Source organism: Streptomyces sp. NPDC005576 (assembly GCF_042871745.1).
Lineage (GTDB): Bacteria > Actinomycetota > Actinomycetes > Streptomycetales > Streptomycetaceae > Streptomyces.
Window position 1 is genome coordinate 19,976 of record NZ_JBIAJC010000013.1, and the last position, 20,621, is coordinate 40,596.

A 20,621-nucleotide genomic window follows, 5' to 3' on the forward strand; every position below is an offset into this window, starting at 1 on the left:
GGGTGGGGCTGCGTCCACTGCTGCGTCTACTGCTGCTTGTCGCCCGGGGCGACGGTCGCGGACGCGCCGGGCATGTTGGTCGCGTCGTCGATCTCGCGGACGTACGGGTGGTGCAGGTCGAACGCCGGGGATTCGGACCGGATCCGGGGCAGGGTGATGAAGTTGTGCCGCGGGGGCGGGCAGGAGGTGGCCCACTCCAGAGAACGGCCGAAGCCCCACGGGTCGTCGACCCCGACCGGCTTCGCGTACTTGGCGGTCCTCCACACGTTGTAGAAGAACGGCAGGACCGACAGACCGAGCAGGAACGAGGAGATCGTCGAGATCGTGTTCAGCGCGGTGAAGCCGTCGGCCGCGAGGTAGTCCGCGTAGCGACGCGGCATGCCCTCGGCACCGAGCCAGTGCTGCACCAGGAACGTGCCGTGGAAACCCACGAACAGCGTCCAGAAGGTGATCTTGCCGAGCCGCTCGTCCAGCATCTTGCCGGTGAACTTCGGCCACCAGAAATGGAATCCGGCGAACATCGCGAACACCACGGTGCCGAAGACGACGTAGTGGAAGTGCGCGACGACGAAGTACGAGTCCGAGACGTGGAAGTCCAGCGGCGGCGAGGCCAGCAGAACGCCGGTCAGACCACCGAAGAGGAAGGTGACCAGGAACCCCGTCGCCCAGAGCATGGGCGTCTCGAAGGAGAGTGAGCCCTTCCACATCGTGCCGATCCAGTTGAAGAACTTCACGCCCGTCGGCACCGCGATGAGGAACGTCATGAAGGAGAAGAACGGCAGGAGCACGCCGCCCGTCACATACATGTGGTGCGCCCACACCGTCACGGAGAGACCCGCGATGGCGATCGTCGCCGCGATCAGGCCGACGTAACCGAAGATCGGCTTGCGGCTGAAGACGGGGATGACCTCGCTGATGATGCCGAAGAACGGCAGGGCGATGATGTACACCTCCGGGTGCCCGAAGAACCAGAAGAGGTGCTGCCAGAGCAATGCGCCGCCATTGGCCGCGTCGAACACGTGGGCCCCGAATTTTCGGTCCGCTTCCAATGCGAAGAGCGCGGCGGCGAGAACCGGGAAGGCCAGCAGGACCAGAACAGCGGTCAGCAGAACGGTCCACACGAAGATCGGCATCCGGAACATCGTCATGCCGGGCGCGCGCATGCAGATGATCGTGGTGATGAAGTTGACGGCGCCGAGGATCGTGCCGAAGCCGGAGAAGGCCAGACCCATGACCCACAGGTCTCCGCCGACGCCGGGCGAGTGTTCCGCGTTCGAGAGCGGGGAGTAGGCGAACCAGCCGAAGTCCGCGGCGCCGTTGGGGGTGATGAAGCCACTGACCGCGATGAGCGAACCGAAGAGGTACAGCCAGTACGCGAACATGTTCAGCCGCGGGAACGCCACGTCGGGCGCGCCGATCTGCAGCGGCATGATCCAGTTGGTGAAACCGGCGAACAGCGGCGTCGCGAACATCAGCAGCATGATCGTGCCGTGCATCGTGAAGAGCTGGTTGTACTGCTCGTTCGAGACGATCTGGATCCCCGGCCGGGCCAGTTCCGCGCGCATGACCAGGGCCAGCAGGCCGCCGACGCAGAAAAAGCCGAAGGACGTGATGAGGTAGAGCGATCCGATCGTCTTGTGGTCGGTGGTGGTGAGCCATTTGATGACGACGTTCCCCGGCTGTTTGTGCCGTACCGGCAGCTCGTCCTCGTACGAGTCGTCTGATTCCACCGGTTCTGAGGTACTGCTCGTCGTCACTGCGACGCTCCCTTGATCGACGGTCCGTTGCGGACACGCCGACCAGAATGGCCCGGTGGGGTTCGGCCCGGTGGGACATCCTTCACGGTGGAGCGCCACCGTGCGTCAACGACACTCGAACGGCCCAACGGCGGCGGGGTCGCCGCCCAGGAAGGCGTCAGCGGAGATCGAAGACGAGGCGGCCGGACACCTTCCCCTCGAGCACCTCGTCGATCGAGCTGTTGATGGAGTCGAGCTTCCGGGTCTCGCGTGCGACCCGGGTACGGCCCAGGCTGTGGAGCCGGAAGACCTCCGCCAGATCCTCGCGGGTCCCGACGATCGAGCCGACGACGGTGATTCCGTTCAGAACCGTGTCGAAGACCGGCAGCGCCAGGGTGCCCTCGGCCGGCAGCGCGACGAGGACCAGCGTCCCGCCCCGGCGGAGCGATCCGTAGGCGGCGGAGAAGGACTCGTTGCTGACCGCCAGGGAGATCGCCGCGTCGGCGCCGCCCAGCTTCTGGGCCTCCTCGGCGACGTTCTGGGTACGGGCGTCGATGACGTGGTCCGCACCCAGGTCGCGGGCGAGGCTCAGCTTCTCGTCGGTGACGTCGACCGCGATGGTCTCCGCCCCGAAGATCCGCGCGTACTGGAGCGCGAGGTGCCCGAGGCCACCGATTCCGGAGACGAGGACCCGGGCGCCGGGACGGGCACCCGACAGTTTGACCGCCTTGTACGTGGTCACGCCCGCGCAGGTCAGCGGGGCGGCGTCGAGCGGGTCGATTCCCTCGGGCACCGGCACCACGTAGGTGCCGTGGGCCACGGCGTACTCCGCGTGACTGCCGTCGACGGAGTAGCCGCTGTTGCGTTGCTCCAGGCAGAGGGTCTCCCATCCGGAGACGCAGTGGTCGCAGTGGCCGCAGGCCTCGCCGAGCCAGGGGATCGCCACTCTGTCCCCCGGCGCGAGGTGGCTCACCTGGTCGCCGACGGCTTCGACCACGCCGATCCCCTCGTGGCCGGGAACGAAGGGGGGCGCCGGTTTCACGGGCCAGTCCCCCCGGGCGGCGTGGATGTCGGTGTGGCAGAGGCCGGAGGTCTCCATCCGCACCAGCACCTGGTGCGGCGCGGGCGTCGGGACGGGCCTCTCCTCCACGGTCAGGGGTTCGGTGAAACTGTGGACCACGGCGGCTTTCATGGGCGCTCCTCCGTTCACCCGGTGGGACGGGGGCGTGGCGAGCCACCTTCACACCAGATCGGACATTTGGCACAAAATACACTAAGGCCTCTCCCGTGATCGTGGTGGATCGGTGCGCGGCGTCGGATGCGGTGCATCGCGAGGCGCAGGGGCGTCCGCATACTGGATGTACGCGGACGCCCCGACAACCGGCGAGGTGCCGTCACTGTCGTCGCCCACCTGCCAGGACGTGCGGGACGGGACAGCCCGTGAGCCGGTCGGGCTGCATCCGATCGGCGCGGCTCGGTGAGGAGTCTTGGGGCAGCCGGAGGACAGCCTCACCCCCCGGCCCAGTCGCGCAGTTCGGCGGGCGAGGCGAAGGCCGCCACGTTCTTGTCGAGTGGATGATCCGTGTACTGGTGCAAGCGCCAGTCCGCCTCGATGCGCGGTTTCCCCGGCTCCACGTAGTCCGCGATCCACAGGCCGTCGCCCGCGTACGAGGTCCTGTCGACGTCGAGCCAGAACGAACGGCCGCAGTAGAGCAGGGCCCGGTGGTCCGGACGGAGCCGTTTCACGTCGTGGAGGAACGCATCCTTGTCGGCATTGCTCGCCCGGGTACCGTCACCGGTCTGCTCCCAGTCGACGGCGAAGAGGTCCCCCGCCCTCTCCGGCGTCCGGGCGAGGAAGAAGCGTGCCTGCTCCGCCACCTTGCCCGGCCAGAGGAAGTGGTAGAAGCCGACCACGCAGCCGGCGTCCCGCGCCCGTTTCACCTGCGCGGCCAGGTGCGGGTTGACGTAGGAACTCCCCTCCGTCGACTTGATGAAGACGAAGTCCACTCCGTCGGTGTCGAACGTCTCCTGGTAGGAGCTGACATCGATTCCGTGCAGCATGGGGGCCACCCTCCGGCGCGTCCGACACGTCCGTCCTCGCCCCTTCAGATGCCCGCAACGGGACCGCCCCACTTCCGCTTCGGCGGAAGTATCGATTCAGCGGCAGGAATAGGGGGCGGGACGAAGAGGTTGGCGCACTACACGGGACCATTCACCCTTGCGGCACTACATGAAGAAGGTCGGATCATATGCAGATCGGCATCATCGGTGCGGGCAATATCGGCGGCAACCTGACCCGGCGTCTGACCGCTCTCGGTCACGAAGTGACCGTCGCCAATTCGCGCGGCCCGGAGACTCTCGAAGCCCTCGCCGCGGAGACCGGCGCCACCACGGCGAAGGCGTCCGAGGCCGCGCGTGGCGCGCGGATCGTCGTGGTCACCGTGCCACTGAAGTCAGTCCCCGACCTGCCGGCCGGCTTCCTCGACCACGCGGCCGACGGCGCTGTGGTGATCGACACCGGCAACTACTATCCGCAGCAGCGTGACGGCCGGATCGAGGAGATCGAGGACGGATTGCCGGAGAGCCGCTGGACCGAGGCCAAGATCGGCCATCCGGTGGTCAAGGCTTTCAACGGTACGTTCGCCCAGGACATCCTGGACCGGGGGCTTCCGCAGGGAACTCCGGGGCGGCAGGCGCTACCCGTGGCGGGGGACGACGAAGAGGCGAAGAGGGTCGTACGGGACCTCATCGACGAGCTGGGTTTTGACACGGTCGACGCCGGGGGTCTGGACGAGTCCTGGCGCCAGCAGCCCGGCACACCCGTGTACGGCAACCGGGGCGACGCCGAAACCATCCTCAAGGCCCTGGCCGCGGCCTCGCCCGAGCGCACCGCGGAGTGGCGGGCCTGACCCCCTCCGCGGCGGTCCGGCGTGGCGGGACGAGCGCCGTGCCGGTCGCCGTCAGACGCTCCAGTGGGCGGGGCGGGTGAGCGACGGCGGAATTTTCGTCCCGCCGTCGCCCCGCGCCGCGTTGAGCTGGACCTGGGTCAGGAAGAGCGTGGTCGTCAGGTCGGCGCGTGACAGCCGGGTGTCGCGGAAGTCCGCTCCGATCACGTCCGCCCGGCCCAGGTCCGCGCCGGTGAGGTCCGCCGCCACCAGGCACGCCGACCGCAGGTCCGCGCCCCGGAGATCAGCGCCCCGGAGCCGGGCCCCGAACAGATCACGGCCCGGGCGCCGCTTCCCGGGGCGCCCGGACACGGTGGCGCGGACGAGGGCACTGACCTCGCGCAGCAGGGGTGCGACGGCCTCCCGGTGTGCGGTCACGTCGAAGTCGGCCAGCTCGTCGGCGGGCTCCCGCGTGAGTCGTTCCGTGGCGCCCAGCGCCTGCCGCAGTTCCTCGCGCATCGGCTCGGTCTCGGGCCGCGCGAGAGCCTCCGTCAGATGGCTGAGCATCTCGTGGAGCTGACGCATCACCCGGAACACCCGGAACATCTGGTCCGCGGTCTCCGGACGGGAGCGCCAGTCCTGACCCGCGTACACGCCCTGCGAGACCTTCTGGCCCGCGCCGAAACAGTCGTACACGGTGCATCCGGGAAATCCGGCGGGGCGCAGCCGCCGGTGGATTCCGCAGCGGAAGTCCTCCCCGAGGTGGGAACAGGGCTCGCCCGCCTCCTTGTCGACCGCGAAGTCCGCGGACGCGAACAGGGTGAGAGCGACGCAGCACAGTCCGAAACAGTTGGCGCAGTCGGCTCGCAGGACGTCCGGCGCGGTGCCGGAATCGGGAGACCCGGGATGTGGACCGGGCGTCCGGGCTGTTCTGGGCACGTTCGGTGTCCTTCTGCGTCTCTCTGCGAAGTCCCTCTGCGAAGCGATGGCGCGTGCAGCCTATCCAGTCGCCCCGGTGCGGTCTCCTGGATTTCGGCGGCCCGCTTCCGGGGACCCGATCCTCGGGCGCCATGATGGATGGCACATACATCGTTGTAGGAGGTGGCCACCGGCATGACGAACGCACCGGTCGACAGCATCCCGGCCCAGCGGGTGCTCACGGATCCGGCGGGTCTGGCCCGCTATCAGCACGACGAGGCGGAGTGGGCTCCGTACGGGACGCCCTTGGCAGTGGTGAGGCCGCAGAACACGGGCGAGGTGCGCGCCGTGGTGCGCCACTGCGTCGAGCACGGCATCCCCCTCGTGCCGCGCGGCGCCGGCACGGGGCTGTCGGGCGGGGCCAACGCGCTGGACGGTGCGATCGTGCTCTCGTTCGAGGACATGAACGCCGTGCTGCGGATCGATCCCGCCGAACGGCTGGCGGTCGTGCAGCCGGGCGTCGTCAACGACGACCTGCGGGCCGCCTGCGCCGAGCGCGGTCTCTGGTATCCGCCGGATCCCGCCAGTTCCCCGTGGTCCACCATCGGCGGGAACGTGGCGACGAACGCCGGCGGCATGTGCTGCGTGAAGTACGGCGTGACCCGCGACTACGTACTCGGCCTGGAGGTCGTGAACGGGCTGGGCGAGACGGTCCGGCTGGGGCGGAGCACCGCCAAGGGTGTCGCGGGGTACGACCTGGCCGGGCTGATGGTCGGGTCCGAGGGCACGCTCGGCGTGATCACCGAAATCACTGTTCGGCTCAGGCCGCAGCGGCCTGCCGAGCGGACCGTCGCCGGGTACTTCTCCTCGGTCGTGACGGCGGGCGAGGCGGTCAGTGCCGTCACCGCCTCGGGAGTCATCCCCTCGGCACTGGAACTGGTCGACCGTCACTGCCTCGCCGCCGTCGACGCGTGGAAGAACATGGGGTTGTCCGCCGACGCCGAGGTGGTCCTGCTGGGCAGGGTCGACACTCCTGGGGCCGAGGGGGACGCGGAAGCGGAGCTCGTGCGGGAGTGCTTCGAGCGCGCGGGGGCGACCTGGGCGGCGGTCTCCACCGACCAGCAGGAGGCCGACGCCCTGTTCGAGGCACGACGGCTCGCCTACCCGGCACTCGAGCGTCTGGGCCCCGTGCTCACCGAGGACGTGTGCGTGCCCAGGACCGCGGTGCCGGAGATGCTGGCGAGGATCGAGCGTACGGCCGCCCGGCACGACATCCTGGTGGCCAACATCGCGCACGCGGGCGACGGCAACCTCCACCCGTTGATCATCACACCGCCCGGGGACGAAGCCGCACGGGCCCGGGCCCAGTTGGCGTTCGAGGACATCCTGGACGACGCGATCGCGCTCGGCGGCACGGTGACGGGCGAACACGGGGTGGGCCTGCTGAAGAGGGGCGGCATGAGCAGGGAACTGGGTCCGGCCGTACTCGCCATGCACCGGGCCGTGAAGTCCGCCCTGGACCCGCACCACATCTTCAACCCCGGGAAGGTGCTGGCCGCGGACCTCCCGGGGGCCTGACTTGCCGCCACGCCGACGCACCGGGCGGCCGGGAGCCGCCCGTGCGGCACCCGGCTCGTACCCTCCGTCGTTGTCGGTGCGTCGCGGCAGACTGGTCGCAGGGGAACCAGACTTCAGGACGGGACAGGACGGGGCGAGGGGTGGCGGGGATGACACGGAGGCCGGGGCGAGCTGTCGGGGTGCGCGGTGCCGGACGCTGAGGAGACGGGCTTTGAACCGGCGACCGGGGACGGGCCGGTCCTCCCGGAATCCGCCGCGGCGGCCCGTGCGGCTGCCGTGGCCACCGCCCACGGGGGCCTGCTGCAGATCCGGCGCCTGACCAACTCGGAGCATCCCGCACCGGAGTCGGTGCCCGCGGCCTGGGAAGTCCTGCGACCCGTGCGCGCGGTGTCACTGGCGCTGGAGGCGGCCGGTGTCAGGCCGTCGGCCGTGCACGCCTCGGGCCTGCGGGCCTCGGCGGGCTACCTGGTCCACGCGGGCTCCGCGCCCGGCACCGTCCGGGTGGAGTGGGTGGGCCCTGCGGGCAGCGGCGCCTCCCAGGACGAGGAGGGAGCGCTCACCCGGTGTGCGGGCGTCCTGCGCCGACTGGGCTGGACGGCGCTGCTCTACCGGGGGCCCCGGCGGCGCCGGTTCCTCGAGGTGGAGCCACCGTCCGGCCTCCGGCGGGCGACCGGTCGGTGACGGGGCCCGCGTCGCGGTGGGGCCGGTTGCCCGTCGTTGTCAGACCCGTGGGAGATGCTGATGGCCCGACACTTCCGACCAGGAGAAGCCGAGATGGAGAAGGACGAGCTCGCCGCGGCCCAGGCTTACGTCAGGCTGCTGGAGGCCACCCGGGCCGTACTCACCGAACCGCAGGAAGCGCCGTTCTGCCTGCCCCTGCTCACCGCACCGATGGAGGAGGCGGACCGGGCGCTCCGGGACGCCGACCTCTCGGGGAACGAGGAACGCCTCTTCGCTCTCGTACGGGCGCTGCGGCCCAGCCTGTCGGCGAGCAGCAGGTGAGATCCACCGCTCCCGATCCCGTTCCTGTTTCTGCACCTGCGGGCGGAGGGTGGGTCCGCGGGGTTCAGCCCTCTCCCGGGGCGGGTGCCAGCCCGAGTTCCCGCGCGTCCAGCGGAGCGAAGTACCGGGCCACGTCGCTCTCGCGCACGTCCTCGGTGTGCGACGGCCGCCAACGGGGCGCGTAGTCCTTGTCCACGATCCTGGCCCGCACGCCCTCGACGAAGTCGGGGTGCGCGAAAGCGCGGGTGGAGACGCGGAAGTCCTGGTCGAGCGATTCCTCCAGGCTCCGCGCCGCCCGCGCCCGGCGTACGGCGGACAGGGTGACCGCCAGGGCGGTGGGTGACAGGGTGAGGAGCGTCTCGGCCGTCTCCTTCGCGGCTGCGGCCCCGTGGTCGCGCAGTCGGCCGACGATGCCGCCGACGGTGCCGGCGGTGTAGCAGCTGTCGATCCAGTCGCGCGCGGCGCCGAGTTCCCCGGCCTCCGCGCCGGTGGTGTGGCGCAGGACGGTGCGTGTCACGTCGGCGGGGGTCGCGCATCCGGAGAGCGCGGCCGTGAGGGCCGGGAGGTCCCCCGACCGGACGTGGTGGTCGGCGAGGCCGCAGAGCAGCGCGTCCGCGGCGCCGACGGGCCGGCCGGTGAGCGCGAGGTGGGTTCCCAGCTCCCCGGGAGCCCGGGACAGCAGGTGGAGTCCGCCGACGTCCGGCACGAATCCGATCGCGGTCTCCGGCATCGCGATGCGCGAGCGCTCGGTCACGATGCGTACGCTCCCGTGCGCCGAGATCCCGACCCCGCCTCCCATCACGATGCCGTCCATGTAGGCGACGTACGGCTTGGGGTACCGGTGGATCCGGGCGTTGAGCCGGTACTCGTCGCGCCAGAAGTCGAGGGACGCGGTGCCGCCGGCCCTGGCGTCGTCGTGCAGGGCGCGGATGTCGCCGCCCGCGCACAGACCGCGGTCTCCGGCTCCCGAGATCACCACCGCGGTGACCCCGTCGTCGTGTTCCGCCGCTCCGAGCGCCTCGTCGAGGGCGCGTACGGAGGCGTGGTCGAGGGCGTTGAGCACGCGGGGCCTGTTGAGGGTGATGTGGCGGACGTGGCCGTCGGTGCGCAGCAGGACGGGGGCGTCGTCGGTCATGGAAGGGCTCCGGTACGTGGTCCGCGGCGGCGCCCGCGGGTGCGGACGATCGATGCCCGCCATTCTGCGACGCCGCGCGGCCCCGCCCGCGCGCGGGGCCGCGCGGATCGCACCGGGCCCACCAGCATCTGTGGCACTCCTACCGGACCGGCTCGACAATTGGACGACCAGGGTCTTTCCCGCAGCCCGTCGGGCCCGCCGCCGGACGACCTCCGGAGCCGCAATGACCGACCACAGGAAGTCCGCGGATCACGCGTCCGCACCGCCGCGTCCGGACGCCCCCGCACTCGGCAGGGGGATCGGCACGGTCCAGCGGCTGGCGATGAACCGGACCGGGAGCTTCGACTGGGATCTGGAGACCCGGAGAGTGAACGTGGACGCCGCCGGGCTGATCGTGTTCGGGGTGGATCCCGACACGTTCGACGCCAGCCGCCCGGGAACCCTGATCGAGTTGCTGGAGCCCGCGGAGCGTGAGCGCCTGAACCTGTCCATCGACGAGGCCGTCACCAGTGGCGCCCATTCGTACAGCGTGCACTTCCGGGTCCCCATGCCGAACGGTGCGTTCCAGTGGACGCACGTGCAGGCCCGCATCCTGCGTCACCCCGACGGCAGGGCCCACCGCATCGTCGGCGTGGTGCGGGACGCGACGGCGGAGGTGACGCACTCGGACTTCGTACTCGAACTGGAGAAGCGCCGGCAGCGGCAGACCAGCATCGTCGAGCGGACGACCAGTGCGATGTCGCGTGCCGCGTCCGTGGACGACGTGACGGCGGCGCTGACCGGGCCCGGGGGAACGGCGAGGCTGGGCGCGGACGGGGTGACGCTCGGGCTGGTGGAGAACGCGTCGCTCAACGTCGTCGCGGTGAGCGGGCAGACCCTGGAGGCGTTCGAGGGTCTGGGCTCCGGCGACCTCGGCCGGAAGCTGCCCCTGGTCGACACCATCCTCAGCGGCCGCCCCCGGTTCATCACCTCCCCCGACGACCTGGTCCGGCGCTACCCGGCGCTGAAGTCCCACGTGGAGTTGCTGGGCTTCTCCGCCGCCGCATACCTGCCGCTCGTCGCCCAGGCGCGTTCGCTGGGCGGGCTGGCGATGTTCTACGGCAGGCGGATGTCGTTCACCGCGGACGAGCGGATTCTCTGCCTGGGGCTCGCCGCCATCCTCGCGCAGAGCCTGCAGCGGGCGATCCTCTTCGACGAGGAGCGTGAGTTCGCGACCGGGCTGCAGGCGGCGATGCTCCCCCGGCGGATCCAGGGCGTCGAGGGCGGCGAGATCGCGGTGCGCTACCACGCGGCGCGGACCGGGCGCCAGGTCGGCGGCGACTGGTACGACATGATCGCGCTGCCCAACGGCCGGTACGGCCTGGTGGTGGGCGATGTGCAGGGACACGACACCCATGCGGCGGCGATCATGGGCCAGCTCCGGATCGCCCTGCGCGCCTACGCCGCCGAGGGGCACCCGCCGGCGACCGTGCTGGCCAGGGCCTCTCGCTTTCTTTCCGAACTGGACACCGACCGCTTCGCGACCTGCACCTACGCGCAGGTCGACCTGGGCTCGGGCGCCCTGCGCGTGGCGCGTGCGGGCCACTTCGGGCCGCTCATCCGGCACGCCGACGGGCGGGTCCGCAGCCCCCAGGTCAGGGGCGGCCTCCCGCTCGGCGTCTCGACGTACTTCGAGTACGAGGAGTTCCCGGAGACCCGTCTCGATCTGGTGCCGGGCGAGACGCTCGTGCTCTTCAGCGACGGGTTGGTGGAGGAGCCGGGCGCGGACATCGACACGGGGCTGGCCGCGCTGGCGCAGGAGGTGCGGACCGGGCCGGCCGGGGCCGAGGCGCTCGCCGACCATCTCTCCGAACGGCTGTGGGAGCGCTGGGGATCGGGCGACGACGTCGCGCTGCTGGTGCTGCGGCGCCGTCCGGACGTGGGGTCCTCCCTGGCGCCCCGGCTGCACCAGTACATTCACCAGGCCGACCCCGAGGGCCTCTCGGACGCCCGCTCCATCGTCCGGCAGGCGCTGGCCGACTGGGGCATGGAGGACTTCGCCGACGACGCCGAACTCGTCACCGGGGAACTCCTGGTCAATGTGCTGCTGCACACGGAGGGAGGCGCGGTGCTCACGGTGGAGGTGCTCCCCGACCCCGTGCGCCGGATACGGCTCTCGGTCCAGGACCGCTCCAGCGTGTGGCCGCGCAGGCGCTCGCCGGGCGAGACCTCGACCTCGGGCCGCGGGCTGCTGCTGCTGGACGCCGTCGCCCTCCGGTGGGGGATCGAGCCCCGGGGCGAAGGGAAGGCCGTGTGGTGCGAGATGGGGCCGCCCGACCCGCCCGCCGCCCGGGAGGTGCCGGATTCTCCCGGTCCTCCGGACGGGCGCGGGGCCCAGGAACCGCCGGACGGGCAGAAGCCCGTGGGCCACGCCCCTTCCGGAAGTGCCGGGACCTGACGGACAGGACGCCGTGCATCGGTGTCACCCCCGCGGGTGTCGGACCGAAATTGGCTCGAAGCGCTCGGTCGCGAAGGTCCGGCGGACCGCTCGCGGCACGGGTCGGACACCGTCGGACACTGTCGGACGGGTGAGGAACGGGGGTGCCGGACCATCCCGGAGGCCCTCGGGCCGGCCGGCGTCCCAAGGTCCCGGCATCCCGGCGTCCCGGCGTCCCGGCAGACGAACGACGGGTCGGCGGCGGTTCAGAAGGGGTAAGTGTCCTCCTGCCGGACGGCCACGCCGAGGTGCTCACCGACCCGGTTGACCAGCAGCGTCATTTCGTACGCCACGTGACCGACGTCGGCCTCCGCCGCGGTGAGTACGCAGAGGCAGCTTCCGTCCCCGGCAGCGGTGACGAACAGCAGCGCCTCGTCGAACTCCACCATCGTCTGCCGTGCTCTGCCCGCTCTGAAGTGTCTTCCCGAGCCGCGTGCCAGGCTGTGCAGCCCGGAGGAGACCGCCGCCAGGTGCTCCGCGTCTTCCCGGACGAGTCCCGTGCTGGCTCCTGTCACCAGTCCGTCGTTCGAGAGCACCAAGGCGTGCTGTATGTGCTCCACCCTGCTGGTGAGATCGTCGAGAAGCCAGTCGAGTCCCCGGTCCAACGCCATGCGTGCCCTCCCCGTTGCCACTGCCCCGTACCCCTCGTCGCGCGTAAGCCTTGCGCACACCTCCCCTGCGGGCAAGCGGCGCACGGGTTCCGGGGCGTCGCTTCGCGCCACTCACGTGCCGACGGCGCAGGATGGGCCCATGGCACACCACATGACAGAGGAAGAGTGGCGGGCGTTCCTCTCCGCGGGGACCCGCACCGGCAAGCTGTCCACCGTCCGGGCCGACGGGAGCCCCCACATCGCACCGGTCTGGTTCCTGCTGGACGGGGAGGATCTGGTCTTCAACACCGGCCGGGACACGGTGAAAGGACGCAACCTCGCGCGGGACGGCCGGGTGGCGTTGTGCGTGGACGACGACCGGCCACCGTTCTCGTTCGCCGTCGTCCAGGGGCGGGCCGCGCTCAGCGAGGACCCCGAGGAGCTGCTGACCTGGGCGACCCGGATCGCCGCCCGGTACATGGGGCCGGACGCGGCGGCGGAGTACGGCCGCCGCAACGCGGTCCCGGGTGAATTGCTCGTACGGGTGCGGGTCGAGAAGGTGGTCTCGATGGCCGACATCGCCGACTGACCGTGGCGGCACCGACGGGCACGGGCCCCGCTCGGGCCTGAGGACAGCGGTCCCCTACTGGCCCACGGAGTCGAGCAGCCGGGCGGTGTGCATCCGCCCGGCGTACTCGACCATTCTGATCAGAACTTCCTTGCCGGAGGCGCGGTCACGCGCGTCGCACAGGACGACCGGCGTCCCGGGATCCAGATCGAGGGCGAGCGACACGTCCTGTTCGTCGTAGGCACGGGCACCGGAGAAGCAGTTGACGGCGACGACGAACGGGATGCGCCGGTGCTCGAAGTAGTCGACGGCGGGGAAGCAGTCCTCCAGCCGCCGGGTGTCGGCGAGGACGACGGCCCCGAGCGCTCCCTGCGACAGTTCGTCCCACAGGAACCAGAAGCGGTCCTGTCCCGGCGTCCCGAACAGGTAGAGGGAGAGCCCGGAGCGGATGGTGATCCTGCCGAAGTCCATCGCGACCGTGGTCGTCGTCTTGCGCTCCACGCCTTCGGTGTCGTCGACGGTCTGCCCGGCCTCGCTGAGGAGTTCCTCGGTGCGCAGCGGGCGGATCTCACTGACGGCACCGACCAGCGTGGTCTTGCCGACACCGAATCCTCCGGCGACCAGGATCTTCAGGGCGAGGGCGGTGTTCTCGGGGCTGTCGGTGGTCCCGGCGTTGTCAGCCTCATCGGCGTTCCGGGTGTCGCCGCCCTCCCCCGACGCGGCGTCCCGGTCCGCGTTCACCCCGTCATCGTCTCCACGGACCGCACCGCCTGCGTGCTCGGAGGACATCGATCACTTCTCTCAGCCATGAGTGCCCGGGTGCGCCCACGCGGATCGGGCGCACCCCTTCGGACTCGGTCGAGTTGTTTCCGGCACGCGTGCCGGTCAGGTCGGGAGCAGCATGACAAGCCGGTCGGCCGATCGAGGGCGGCGATCGCAATTTGATCGTTGCGGCCGGAAGGTGGTCGGAGGATGCGCGTATGGCGTCCTCAATCGAGCGCGGAGGTCCGGGCGGGACGACCCCTTGCGGCCGGTTCGGTCCATACCCGTGAGACCGGGTCAGCCCTGCGGCTCAGGAGCGCGCGTCCTCGTGCTCCGTCTGCGCCTCCGCGTCCCGACGCGTCGTCATGCGCTTGTTGGGCCACCACGAGACGGCGCCGATGTCCAGCACCAGCGCGGGCACCAGCAGCGACCGCACCACCAGGGTGTCGAGGAGAACGCCGAACGCGACGATGAAGGCGATCTGCACCAGGAACGCCAGCGGGATGACGAGGAGTGCCGCGAAGGTCGCGGCCAGCACCACGCCCGCCGAGGTGATGACCCCACCCGTGGTGATCAGGCCACGCAGCATCCCCTGTCGGGTGCCGTGGAGCAGGGCTTCCTCCCGTACCCGGGACATCAGGAAGATGTTGTAGTCGACGCCGAGGGCGACGAGGAAGACGAATCCGTACAGCGGTACCGAGGCGTCCGTGCCGCTGAAACCGAAGACGTGCTGGAAGACCAGTGCGGAGACGCCGAGTGTGGCGAGGTAGTTGAGCCCGACGGTGGCGACCAGCAGCACGGGGAGCAGGACCGAGCGGAGCAGTGCCATCAGGATGACGAGGATGATTGCGAGCACCACCGGCACGATGAGCGCGCGGTCCTCGGCCGCCGTGGTCTGGGTGTCGAGCCGTTGCGCGGAGTACCCGCCGACGGCGGCTTCCGCGCCGGGCACGGCGTGGACCGCCTCGCGCAGCCTCTTCACCGTCGCGTTGGCGGCGTCGCTGTCGGCCTCGGCCTTCAGCGTGGCGTCGATCCGCACCCGGCCGTCGACGACCATCGGGGTGCCGTCGCCGGGACGCCCCGACTCGGTGACCGGGGTGACGGCCGCGATCCCCTCGGTGTGCTCGGCGGCGGCGACGACCGCGTCGGTACGGTCGGCCCGGGCGATGATCACCGCGGGGTTTCCGGAACCGCCGGGGAAGTGCTCGCTGAGCGTGGCCTGCGCGGAGACGGACGGCGCGTCGTTGACGAAGGTCTCGTCCAGCGGCACACCCTGCGACTTCAGGGTGGGCGCGAAGACCGCGCACACCACCAGGACGAGCAGGGTGCCCGCCCAGACCTTGCGGGGGGCGCGGTCGACGAAGGAGGCGACGCGCCGCCAGATGCCGTGTCCACCGGTGGCGGCGTCCACGGGGCGGGGCTTGGCCGGCCAGTAGGCGGCGCGGCCGGTGAGCACCAGCACCGCCGGCAGGAACGTCAGCGTGGAGAGCACGGCGCAGACGATCCCGATGGCGCCGACCGGACCCAGTGCCCGGTTGTTCGTCAGATCGCTGAGCAGCAGCGCGAGCAGCCCGAGGGCGACGGTCGCCGCGCTCGCCGTGATGGCGCCCGCCGAACGCCTGAGGGCGGCGAGCGCGGCTGCCGCCCGGTCACCGCCCCGGGTGAGTTCCTCCCGGAACCGGGCGGTGAGCAGGAGCGCGTAGTCGGTGGAGGCACCGATGACGAGGATCGAGAGGATGCCCTGCACCTGGCCGTCGACGCGTACGACGCCGTGATCGGCGAGTACGTACACGATCGCGCAGGCGAGCCCCAGGGCGAAGACGGCGCTGAGGATGATCAGAAAGGGCAGCAGCAGGCTGCGGTAGACCAGCAGCAGGATGACGAGGACGGCCACGAGGGCCACGCCGAGGAGCAGGCCGTCGATGCCGCCGAATGCGTCCTTGAGGTCCGCCTGGGCCGCCGCGGGTCCCGCGATGCCCACCGTGGTGCCGGGCACGGTCCGGGCGGCGTCGCGCACCCGGTCGAGGGTGCTTGGCAGGGCGTCGCCGAGGCCGGAGTCGAGCTGGACGATGCCTTCGAGTGCCCGGCCGTCCTCGGAGGGGAGCGCGGGGGTGGGGGTGCCTTCGACACCGGGCGTGCCCCGGAGCGTGGCGAGCGCGCGGGTGGCGGCGTCGGCCGCGCCGTCCGGGAGCGGTCCGCCGTCGCCGGTCCAGACGACGATGGCGGGCACGGTGCCGGACTTCTGGAACGCCTTCTGCTCTTCGGAGACCTCGGTCGACTCGGCGCTGCGCGGCAGGAACGCGGCTTGGTCGTTGGTGGAGACCTCGCCGAGCTTCCCGGCATAGGGGCCGAACACTCCCCCGATGCCGAGCCAGACGAGGACGAGTACTGCGGGCACCAGCCATCGGAGGGTGCGGTGCCGTGATGCGGACGTCATTGCTTCCCCAGGAGTCGACGCGTTCGTGAACGACCGGACGCGCTTGCGGAGTGACAGAGCTTGCTTCGGAGCGAGAGTGCGTGCTTCGGAGTGACCGTGAACCGTGGTGCGAAGAGAGGCTGCGCGGAGGGACGGGATAGGGGGGGACGGAAGTACGGCGGTACTGGCCGAGGGCGGTGCGACACGACCGTGCCGCGAGGCGGGACACGTTCCCCGGATCACGGCGCGTATGGCGACCCGACACGCGGACGGGCGGGTCTCTCAACGATCAACTATCTCAATCGTTGAGAGATATTACCCTGGACACATGCGCAGCACAGAGGGCGGCCCGGACAGAGGCCCGGACGAGGACTCGGCCGGGCTCCAGACCTTCGCGGTGCTGCTGCGGCGGATGAACAGCGAGTTCAACCGGATCGCCCATGAATTCGCCCATGACCAGCACCTCCACCCGACGGATGTGCAGGCGCTCATCGCGATCCTCGACGCGGACCACCATGAGCCCGGCACCGCCATGACCCCTGGGCGGCTCCGGGAGCAGCTGAACCTAACCTCGGGGGCGGTGACTGCCTGTCTGGACCGGCTGGAGCGGACCGGTCACATCCGGCGTGTCCGCGACGGCGGCGACCGCAGAGTGGTGCACCTCCACTACGCGGCGGCGGCGATGGCGGTGGCCCGGGACTTCTTCCGGCCGCTGGCCGAGAGCACCCGCGCGGCGCGGGGCCAGTTCGACGCGGCGGAGCTGCGCACGGTGGCCCGTTTCCTCGAGGCGATGAACGACGAACTCGGCCAGGTCCGCACGGCACGGAAGTGAACGCCGCCGGGCCGGCCACGAAGGGTGCGTGAACTCCCCGCCGACCGGCCCGGCGGTGGCCGGCTCCGGAGTCCGGGCGCGCCGTAAATCCTGCCCGGGGCCGCTGTCAGAGCGCCCGCAGTCCGTCGATGACCTCGCGCAGGATGCGCGCGTCGGGCAGCTGCGCCGGGGGGACGGGCCGGCTGACCGTCACGTGGCCGCCTTCCAGCAGATCTCCCAGGAGTACCCGCACCACGCCCACCGGGAGGTCGGCGTCGGCGGCGAGTTCCGCGACCGACTGGGTCTCGTCCTCGCACAGGGCGAGCAGCGCCCGGTGCTCGGGACCGAGCATCGCCTCGGCGTCGCGGTCGGACGCGTCGTCGACCACCACCAGAGCGATGAGGTCGAAGGGCACACCGCTCGGGCCGGGCTCCGTACGCCCTCCGGTGACGGCGTACGGGCGCACCAGCGGTCCCGCGTCGGCGTCGTACCACTGGCTCCCGCGCAGGGCATCCGCACCGGTGCCCGTCTCCCGGTCCCGGTAGGGGTCGTGGAAGCCGTAGGGGTCCCGGCCGCCGTAGGCAACTTCGGGGTCGTCGGACATGCGCACCGTGCTCCTTTTGTCCCTCACCTCGCGGCGGGGGGCTGGGCGAGCCGTGCCGGCGCGCTCAGATGCTCGCCGACCCGCTTGACGAGGCGTGCCATCTCGTACGCGACCAGGCCGATGTCCGCGACGGCGTCGCTCAGCACCGCCAGGCAGGAGCCGTCCCCGGCCGCGACGACGAAGAGGAAGCCGTCGTCCATCTCCACCATCGTCTGGCGCACCCCGCCCGCCCCGAAGTGACGACCCGCTCCCTTGGCCAGGCTGTGGAAACCGGAAGCGACGGCGGCCAGGTGTTCGGCGTCCTCGCGGCTGAGCACGCTGGAGGCGCCGACCGCCAGCCCGTCGCCGGAGAGGACCACGGCGTGCCGTACCTCCGCGATCCTGTTCACCAGATCGTCCAGCAGCCAGTCGAGTTCGCCCGAGCGGTGGTTCACGTCCGTCCTCACGTTCGCGGTCATCCGGGGTCTCCTACGTCGAGGGGGTGGGCCGCCGGGCCCGGTGCGGGGGGCCTCGTGGGGGGCGGTGCCGTCGCGGCGCCCGGGACCGCACCGCTGCCGCGCCGCCATCCGTCCCGGTAGGCGGTCATGCGGTCCCGGACCTGTTCGGGGGTGCGCTCCAGCGGTTCGCCGGCACCCCTGGTCCGCTGCCCCTCGGGCGGCCGGGCCTGCCCTTCACGGAGCTGGGGCACCAGATGCGCCTGCCGGACGCGCCGGGGGAGCTCCTCGTCGCCGCCGGCCGCCGCCCCGGGCGGGGGTTGGGGTCGGCCGATGTCGGGTGTGCGGCCGGCCACTGCGGTACGGGGCCGCCGCCGGAGTACGGTGACCGGAGCGGTGGGCGTCCGCGGGGCGGGCTCCCGGGTGGCCCCGGGACCGGGACCGGGAGGGGGGACGGGTGCGAGGACGGGATCGGCGACCGCGACGGGCGGCGGGAAGGCCGCCCGGTGCGCGCGGTCGGTGACCGCCGCCCCCGGTACGGCCTCCTCACCGACGGCGGCCTTCGGAGGAAGGGCGCCCGGCTCCGCGCTCTCCGGCGGGTCGTCGTGCAGCAGAGCGGTCGGCAGCAGGACCACCGCGGTCGTACCACCGTACGGAGAGCTGCGGAGCCCCACCTTGATCCGGTGGCGGGAGGAGAGCCGGCTCACCACGAAGAGCCCGAGCCGGTCGCTGTCGAACAGGTCGAGCGCCTCGGACTGTTCGATGCGCCTGTTGGCCCGGGCGAGGAGTTCCCCGCCCATGCCGAGGCCGCGGTCCTCGATCTCGATCGCGTAGCCGTTGCCGACGGCTTCGCCGGTGATCCGCACCCTCGTGTGCGGGGGCGAGAACTGGGCTGCGTTCTCGACGAGTTCGGCGAGCAGGTGGGTGAGGTCGGCGACCGCGGCGCCGGTCACGGAGACGTCGGCGAGCCTGCGCACCTCCACCCGGGCGTAGTCCTCGATCTCCGAGACCGCCGCTCTGACCACCTGGGTGAGAGGCACGGGCCTGCGCCAGGCCCGTCCGGGGGCGGCTCCGGACAGGATGATCAGGCTTTCGGCGTGCCGGCGCATGCGGGTGGTCAGGTGGTCGAGGCGGAAGAGGTCGGCGAGCTCGCCGGGGTCGTCGGCACGCCGTTCCATGCCGTCCAGAAGGTTGAGCTGGCGGTGGACCAGGACCTGGCTGCGGCGGGCGAGGTTGACGAAGACCCCGGCGATGCCGCCGGCGAGTTCAGCGCGCTCCACCGCGGCGCCGAGCGCCGCGCGGTGCACGATGTCGAGTGCCTCGCCGACCTGGCCGATTTCGTCCTGCGAGGGCCGGCGCGGCGGTGATTCGGCCTTCACATCGATCTCCTCGCCCGACCGCAGGCGTTCCATGGCGCGCGGCAGCTCGTGGCGCGCGATGGCCAGGGCGCTGTCGCGCAGGCTCACCAGCTCCGTGACGAGGCCGCTGCCGATGCGTACGGAGATGACGAGGGCCGCTGCCACCGCGACGAATCCGAACAGGACGGCGGCCCCGTCGGGGCTCGTCAGTCCGCCCGTCAGCGGGTCCGAACGGCCGGCGAGCGGGCCGGACGCGGCGGCTTCGACGGCGCGCAGCCGGGTGAGGACGGGCCCGCCCGCCAGGGCCCAGGCGGGGGCCGGGACCGCACGGGCGGCCGGAGCCCCTGGCCGTGCGGCGAGTACGGCGTCCTCGGCGCTCTCCACGGCGCGGTACGCGCTGTCCGCGGCGAGGTCCTGCCAGGCATCGCGTCCAGCGGCGGGAAGATCGGCGGCGGCCATCTCCGTGAACGACCGCCGCGCCGCCACGGCCCCCGTGAACCGGAGCAGCGCCGGCCCGTCGAGCGTGCCGGTCCGGGCGGCCACGGCGAGGAGGACGTCCTCGCAGGCCAGCATCTCGTCCGCCCTGCCGAGTTCGAGCAGGACGCGGGCCTCGGAACCGGTTCCGGCGCCCTGTATCCCGGTGAGCGCTCCGAGGACCCCGAAGGCGGCGCCGATGGCGTCGGTGTACGCGAGGTACGCGCTGTCCCGGTCGGTGTCACTCCCGGGGCCCGGGGAGGCGAGGAGGCGGCCGCGCAGCGGGCCGAGCCCGTCGGCACGGGAGAGGAGGGCGTCCATGCGGGTGGCGAGCCCCGCGGGCAGGCCACCGGTGTCCGCGACCGTGTGGCCCTCGCCCATCCTCAGTCGGCCGAGCGCCTCGTCGGTGCGGGCCGCGCGGGTCTCCAGGGTCGCGGCGGCGCCGTCGCCCGGTGCGGCGGACTGGACGAGGGCGGCCTTCCGTTCGGCCTGGAGCGCGTCGACGGCCTGCCGGACCGGGGTGCGCACCGTGGCGTCCACCCTTTCCGCCTGGCGCAGCCGTGACACCTCCTGGGCGGTCGTCACGGTCGCGAGCCCCCACAGGGCGAGCAGGGAGACGACCGGCACCATCAGCAGCGCCAGCACTTTGGCCCGTACGGTACGCGGCCGCGGGGACCAGGAGCGCCGTCGGCCGGACGGGTCCGGGGGGCGCCGCGGACGGGCACTGAGCACGCCGCGCTCGTCGGCCGGCGGGCCCGCGTGCGCGCGCCGGCCTCGCACCGGGGGTATGGGCCGGTCGTCCTGGGCGGCGGGCGCCTGGCTCGTACGGATGGGGCGCATGGCCTCCTCGTTCCGGTCGGGGTGGTCGGGGGCG

The 20,621-nt window shown here is 71.8% G+C and carries 18 protein-coding genes; 7 read left to right on the plus strand and 11 right to left on the minus strand.

Annotated features, from left to right (window positions below):
• Window positions 1–26 precede the first annotated feature (26 nt).
• From ctaD to ACFYPN_RS23300, 3 genes are all read right to left on the minus strand, one after another.
• Complete coding sequence (gene ctaD / locus ACFYPN_RS23290) at window positions 27–1,757, minus strand: cytochrome c oxidase subunit I (RefSeq protein ID WP_389300722.1); 1,731 nt, start codon at window positions 1,755–1,757, stop codon at window positions 27–29.
• 157 nt (window positions 1,758–1,914) lie between these two features.
• A complete protein-coding gene (gene adhP, locus ACFYPN_RS23295; protein WP_358757388.1) occupies window positions 1,915–2,928 on the minus strand; it encodes an alcohol dehydrogenase AdhP in 1,014 nt (337 codons plus the stop codon).
• 317 nt (window positions 2,929–3,245) lie between these two features.
• Window positions 3,246–3,797, minus strand: a complete 552-nt coding sequence (locus ACFYPN_RS23300; RefSeq protein WP_389300725.1) for a GH25 family lysozyme — start codon at window positions 3,795–3,797, stop codon at window positions 3,246–3,248.
• A 188-nt stretch (window positions 3,798–3,985) separates the two neighbouring features.
• Here ACFYPN_RS23300 and ACFYPN_RS23305 point away from each other — a divergent pair, with 188 nt between their 5' ends.
• Window positions 3,986–4,645 carry an NADPH-dependent F420 reductase gene (locus tag ACFYPN_RS23305; protein ID WP_389300728.1) on the plus strand — a complete coding sequence of 220 codons (660 nt, stop codon included), beginning with the start codon at window positions 3,986–3,988 and terminating at the stop codon, window positions 4,643–4,645.
• A 51-nt stretch (window positions 4,646–4,696) separates the two neighbouring features.
• On the opposite strand, the gene ACFYPN_RS23310 is transcribed toward ACFYPN_RS23305, so the two are convergent.
• The gene (locus ACFYPN_RS23310; RefSeq protein ID WP_389300731.1) at window positions 4,697–5,560 is read right to left on the minus strand and encodes a pentapeptide repeat-containing protein; all 864 of its coding nucleotides are present in this window, start codon (window positions 5,558–5,560) and stop codon (window positions 4,697–4,699) included.
• Window positions 5,561–5,734: 174 nt separating this feature from the next.
• Here ACFYPN_RS23310 and ACFYPN_RS23315 point away from each other — a divergent pair, with 174 nt between their 5' ends.
• The 3 genes from ACFYPN_RS23315 (at window position 5,735) to ACFYPN_RS23325 (ending at window position 8,119) form a co-directional block, all read left to right on the plus strand.
• Window positions 5,735–7,117 carry an FAD-linked oxidase C-terminal domain-containing protein gene (locus ACFYPN_RS23315; RefSeq protein ID WP_358757392.1) on the plus strand — a complete coding sequence of 461 codons (1,383 nt, stop codon included), beginning with the start codon at window positions 5,735–5,737 and terminating at the stop codon, window positions 7,115–7,117.
• A gap of 186 nt (window positions 7,118–7,303) precedes the next feature.
• Window positions 7,304–7,798, plus strand: coding sequence for a hypothetical protein (locus ACFYPN_RS23320; protein ID WP_389300733.1), 495 nt, complete (start codon window positions 7,304–7,306; stop codon window positions 7,796–7,798).
• 93 nt (window positions 7,799–7,891) lie between these two features.
• Window positions 7,892–8,119: a hypothetical protein gene (locus ACFYPN_RS23325; RefSeq protein WP_358757396.1), complete on the plus strand. Its 228-nt coding sequence runs from the start codon at window positions 7,892–7,894 to the stop codon at window positions 8,117–8,119.
• A gap of 64 nt (window positions 8,120–8,183) precedes the next feature.
• On the opposite strand, the gene ACFYPN_RS23330 is transcribed toward ACFYPN_RS23325, so the two are convergent.
• A complete protein-coding gene (locus ACFYPN_RS23330) occupies window positions 8,184–9,254 on the minus strand; it encodes an enoyl-CoA hydratase/isomerase family protein (protein WP_358757397.1) in 1,071 nt (356 codons plus the stop codon).
• 223 nt (window positions 9,255–9,477) lie between these two features.
• Here ACFYPN_RS23330 and ACFYPN_RS23335 point away from each other — a divergent pair, with 223 nt between their 5' ends.
• Window positions 9,478–11,691: a SpoIIE family protein phosphatase gene (locus tag ACFYPN_RS23335; RefSeq protein WP_389300737.1), complete on the plus strand. Its 2,214-nt coding sequence runs from the start codon at window positions 9,478–9,480 to the stop codon at window positions 11,689–11,691.
• A gap of 245 nt (window positions 11,692–11,936) precedes the next feature.
• On the opposite strand, the gene ACFYPN_RS23340 is transcribed toward ACFYPN_RS23335, so the two are convergent.
• Window positions 11,937–12,341, minus strand: a complete 405-nt coding sequence (locus ACFYPN_RS23340; RefSeq protein WP_358757401.1) for a roadblock/LC7 domain-containing protein — start codon at window positions 12,339–12,341, stop codon at window positions 11,937–11,939.
• A 139-nt stretch (window positions 12,342–12,480) separates the two neighbouring features.
• Here ACFYPN_RS23340 and ACFYPN_RS23345 point away from each other — a divergent pair, with 139 nt between their 5' ends.
• The gene (locus ACFYPN_RS23345; protein WP_358757403.1) at window positions 12,481–12,909 is read left to right on the plus strand and encodes a PPOX class F420-dependent oxidoreductase; all 429 of its coding nucleotides are present in this window, start codon (window positions 12,481–12,483) and stop codon (window positions 12,907–12,909) included.
• A gap of 54 nt (window positions 12,910–12,963) precedes the next feature.
• On the opposite strand, the gene ACFYPN_RS23350 is transcribed toward ACFYPN_RS23345, so the two are convergent.
• Both ACFYPN_RS23350 and ACFYPN_RS23355 read right to left on the minus strand, forming a co-directional pair.
• Window positions 12,964–13,521: an ATP/GTP-binding protein gene (locus tag ACFYPN_RS23350; protein ID WP_358757625.1), complete on the minus strand. Its 558-nt coding sequence runs from the start codon at window positions 13,519–13,521 to the stop codon at window positions 12,964–12,966.
• Between the two features lie 439 nt (window positions 13,522–13,960).
• Window positions 13,961–16,087 (minus strand): MMPL family transporter, encoded by a 2,127-nt coding sequence (locus tag ACFYPN_RS23355; RefSeq protein WP_389300741.1) that lies wholly within the window; start codon window positions 16,085–16,087, stop codon window positions 13,961–13,963.
• Between the two features lie 307 nt (window positions 16,088–16,394).
• On the opposite strand from ACFYPN_RS23355, the gene ACFYPN_RS23360 reads away from it, so the two are divergent.
• The gene (locus ACFYPN_RS23360; RefSeq protein ID WP_358757406.1) at window positions 16,395–16,898 is read left to right on the plus strand and encodes a helix-turn-helix domain-containing protein; all 504 of its coding nucleotides are present in this window, start codon (window positions 16,395–16,397) and stop codon (window positions 16,896–16,898) included.
• A gap of 106 nt (window positions 16,899–17,004) precedes the next feature.
• On the opposite strand, the gene ACFYPN_RS23365 is transcribed toward ACFYPN_RS23360, so the two are convergent.
• The 3 genes from ACFYPN_RS23365 to ACFYPN_RS23375 are packed head-to-tail and all read right to left on the minus strand — an operon-like array spanning window position 17,005 to window position 20,587.
• Window positions 17,005–17,481 carry a DUF742 domain-containing protein gene (locus ACFYPN_RS23365; RefSeq protein ID WP_358757408.1) on the minus strand — a complete coding sequence of 159 codons (477 nt, stop codon included), beginning with the start codon at window positions 17,479–17,481 and terminating at the stop codon, window positions 17,005–17,007.
• A 23-nt stretch (window positions 17,482–17,504) separates the two neighbouring features.
• Window positions 17,505–17,939, minus strand: coding sequence for a roadblock/LC7 domain-containing protein (locus ACFYPN_RS23370; protein WP_358757410.1), 435 nt, complete (start codon window positions 17,937–17,939; stop codon window positions 17,505–17,507).
• Window positions 17,936–20,587, minus strand: coding sequence for a nitrate- and nitrite sensing domain-containing protein (locus ACFYPN_RS23375; RefSeq protein WP_389300745.1), 2,652 nt, complete (start codon window positions 20,585–20,587; stop codon window positions 17,936–17,938). The genes ACFYPN_RS23370 and ACFYPN_RS23375 overlap by 4 nt, the downstream gene beginning before the upstream one ends.
• Window positions 20,588–20,621: the final 34 nt, after the last annotated feature.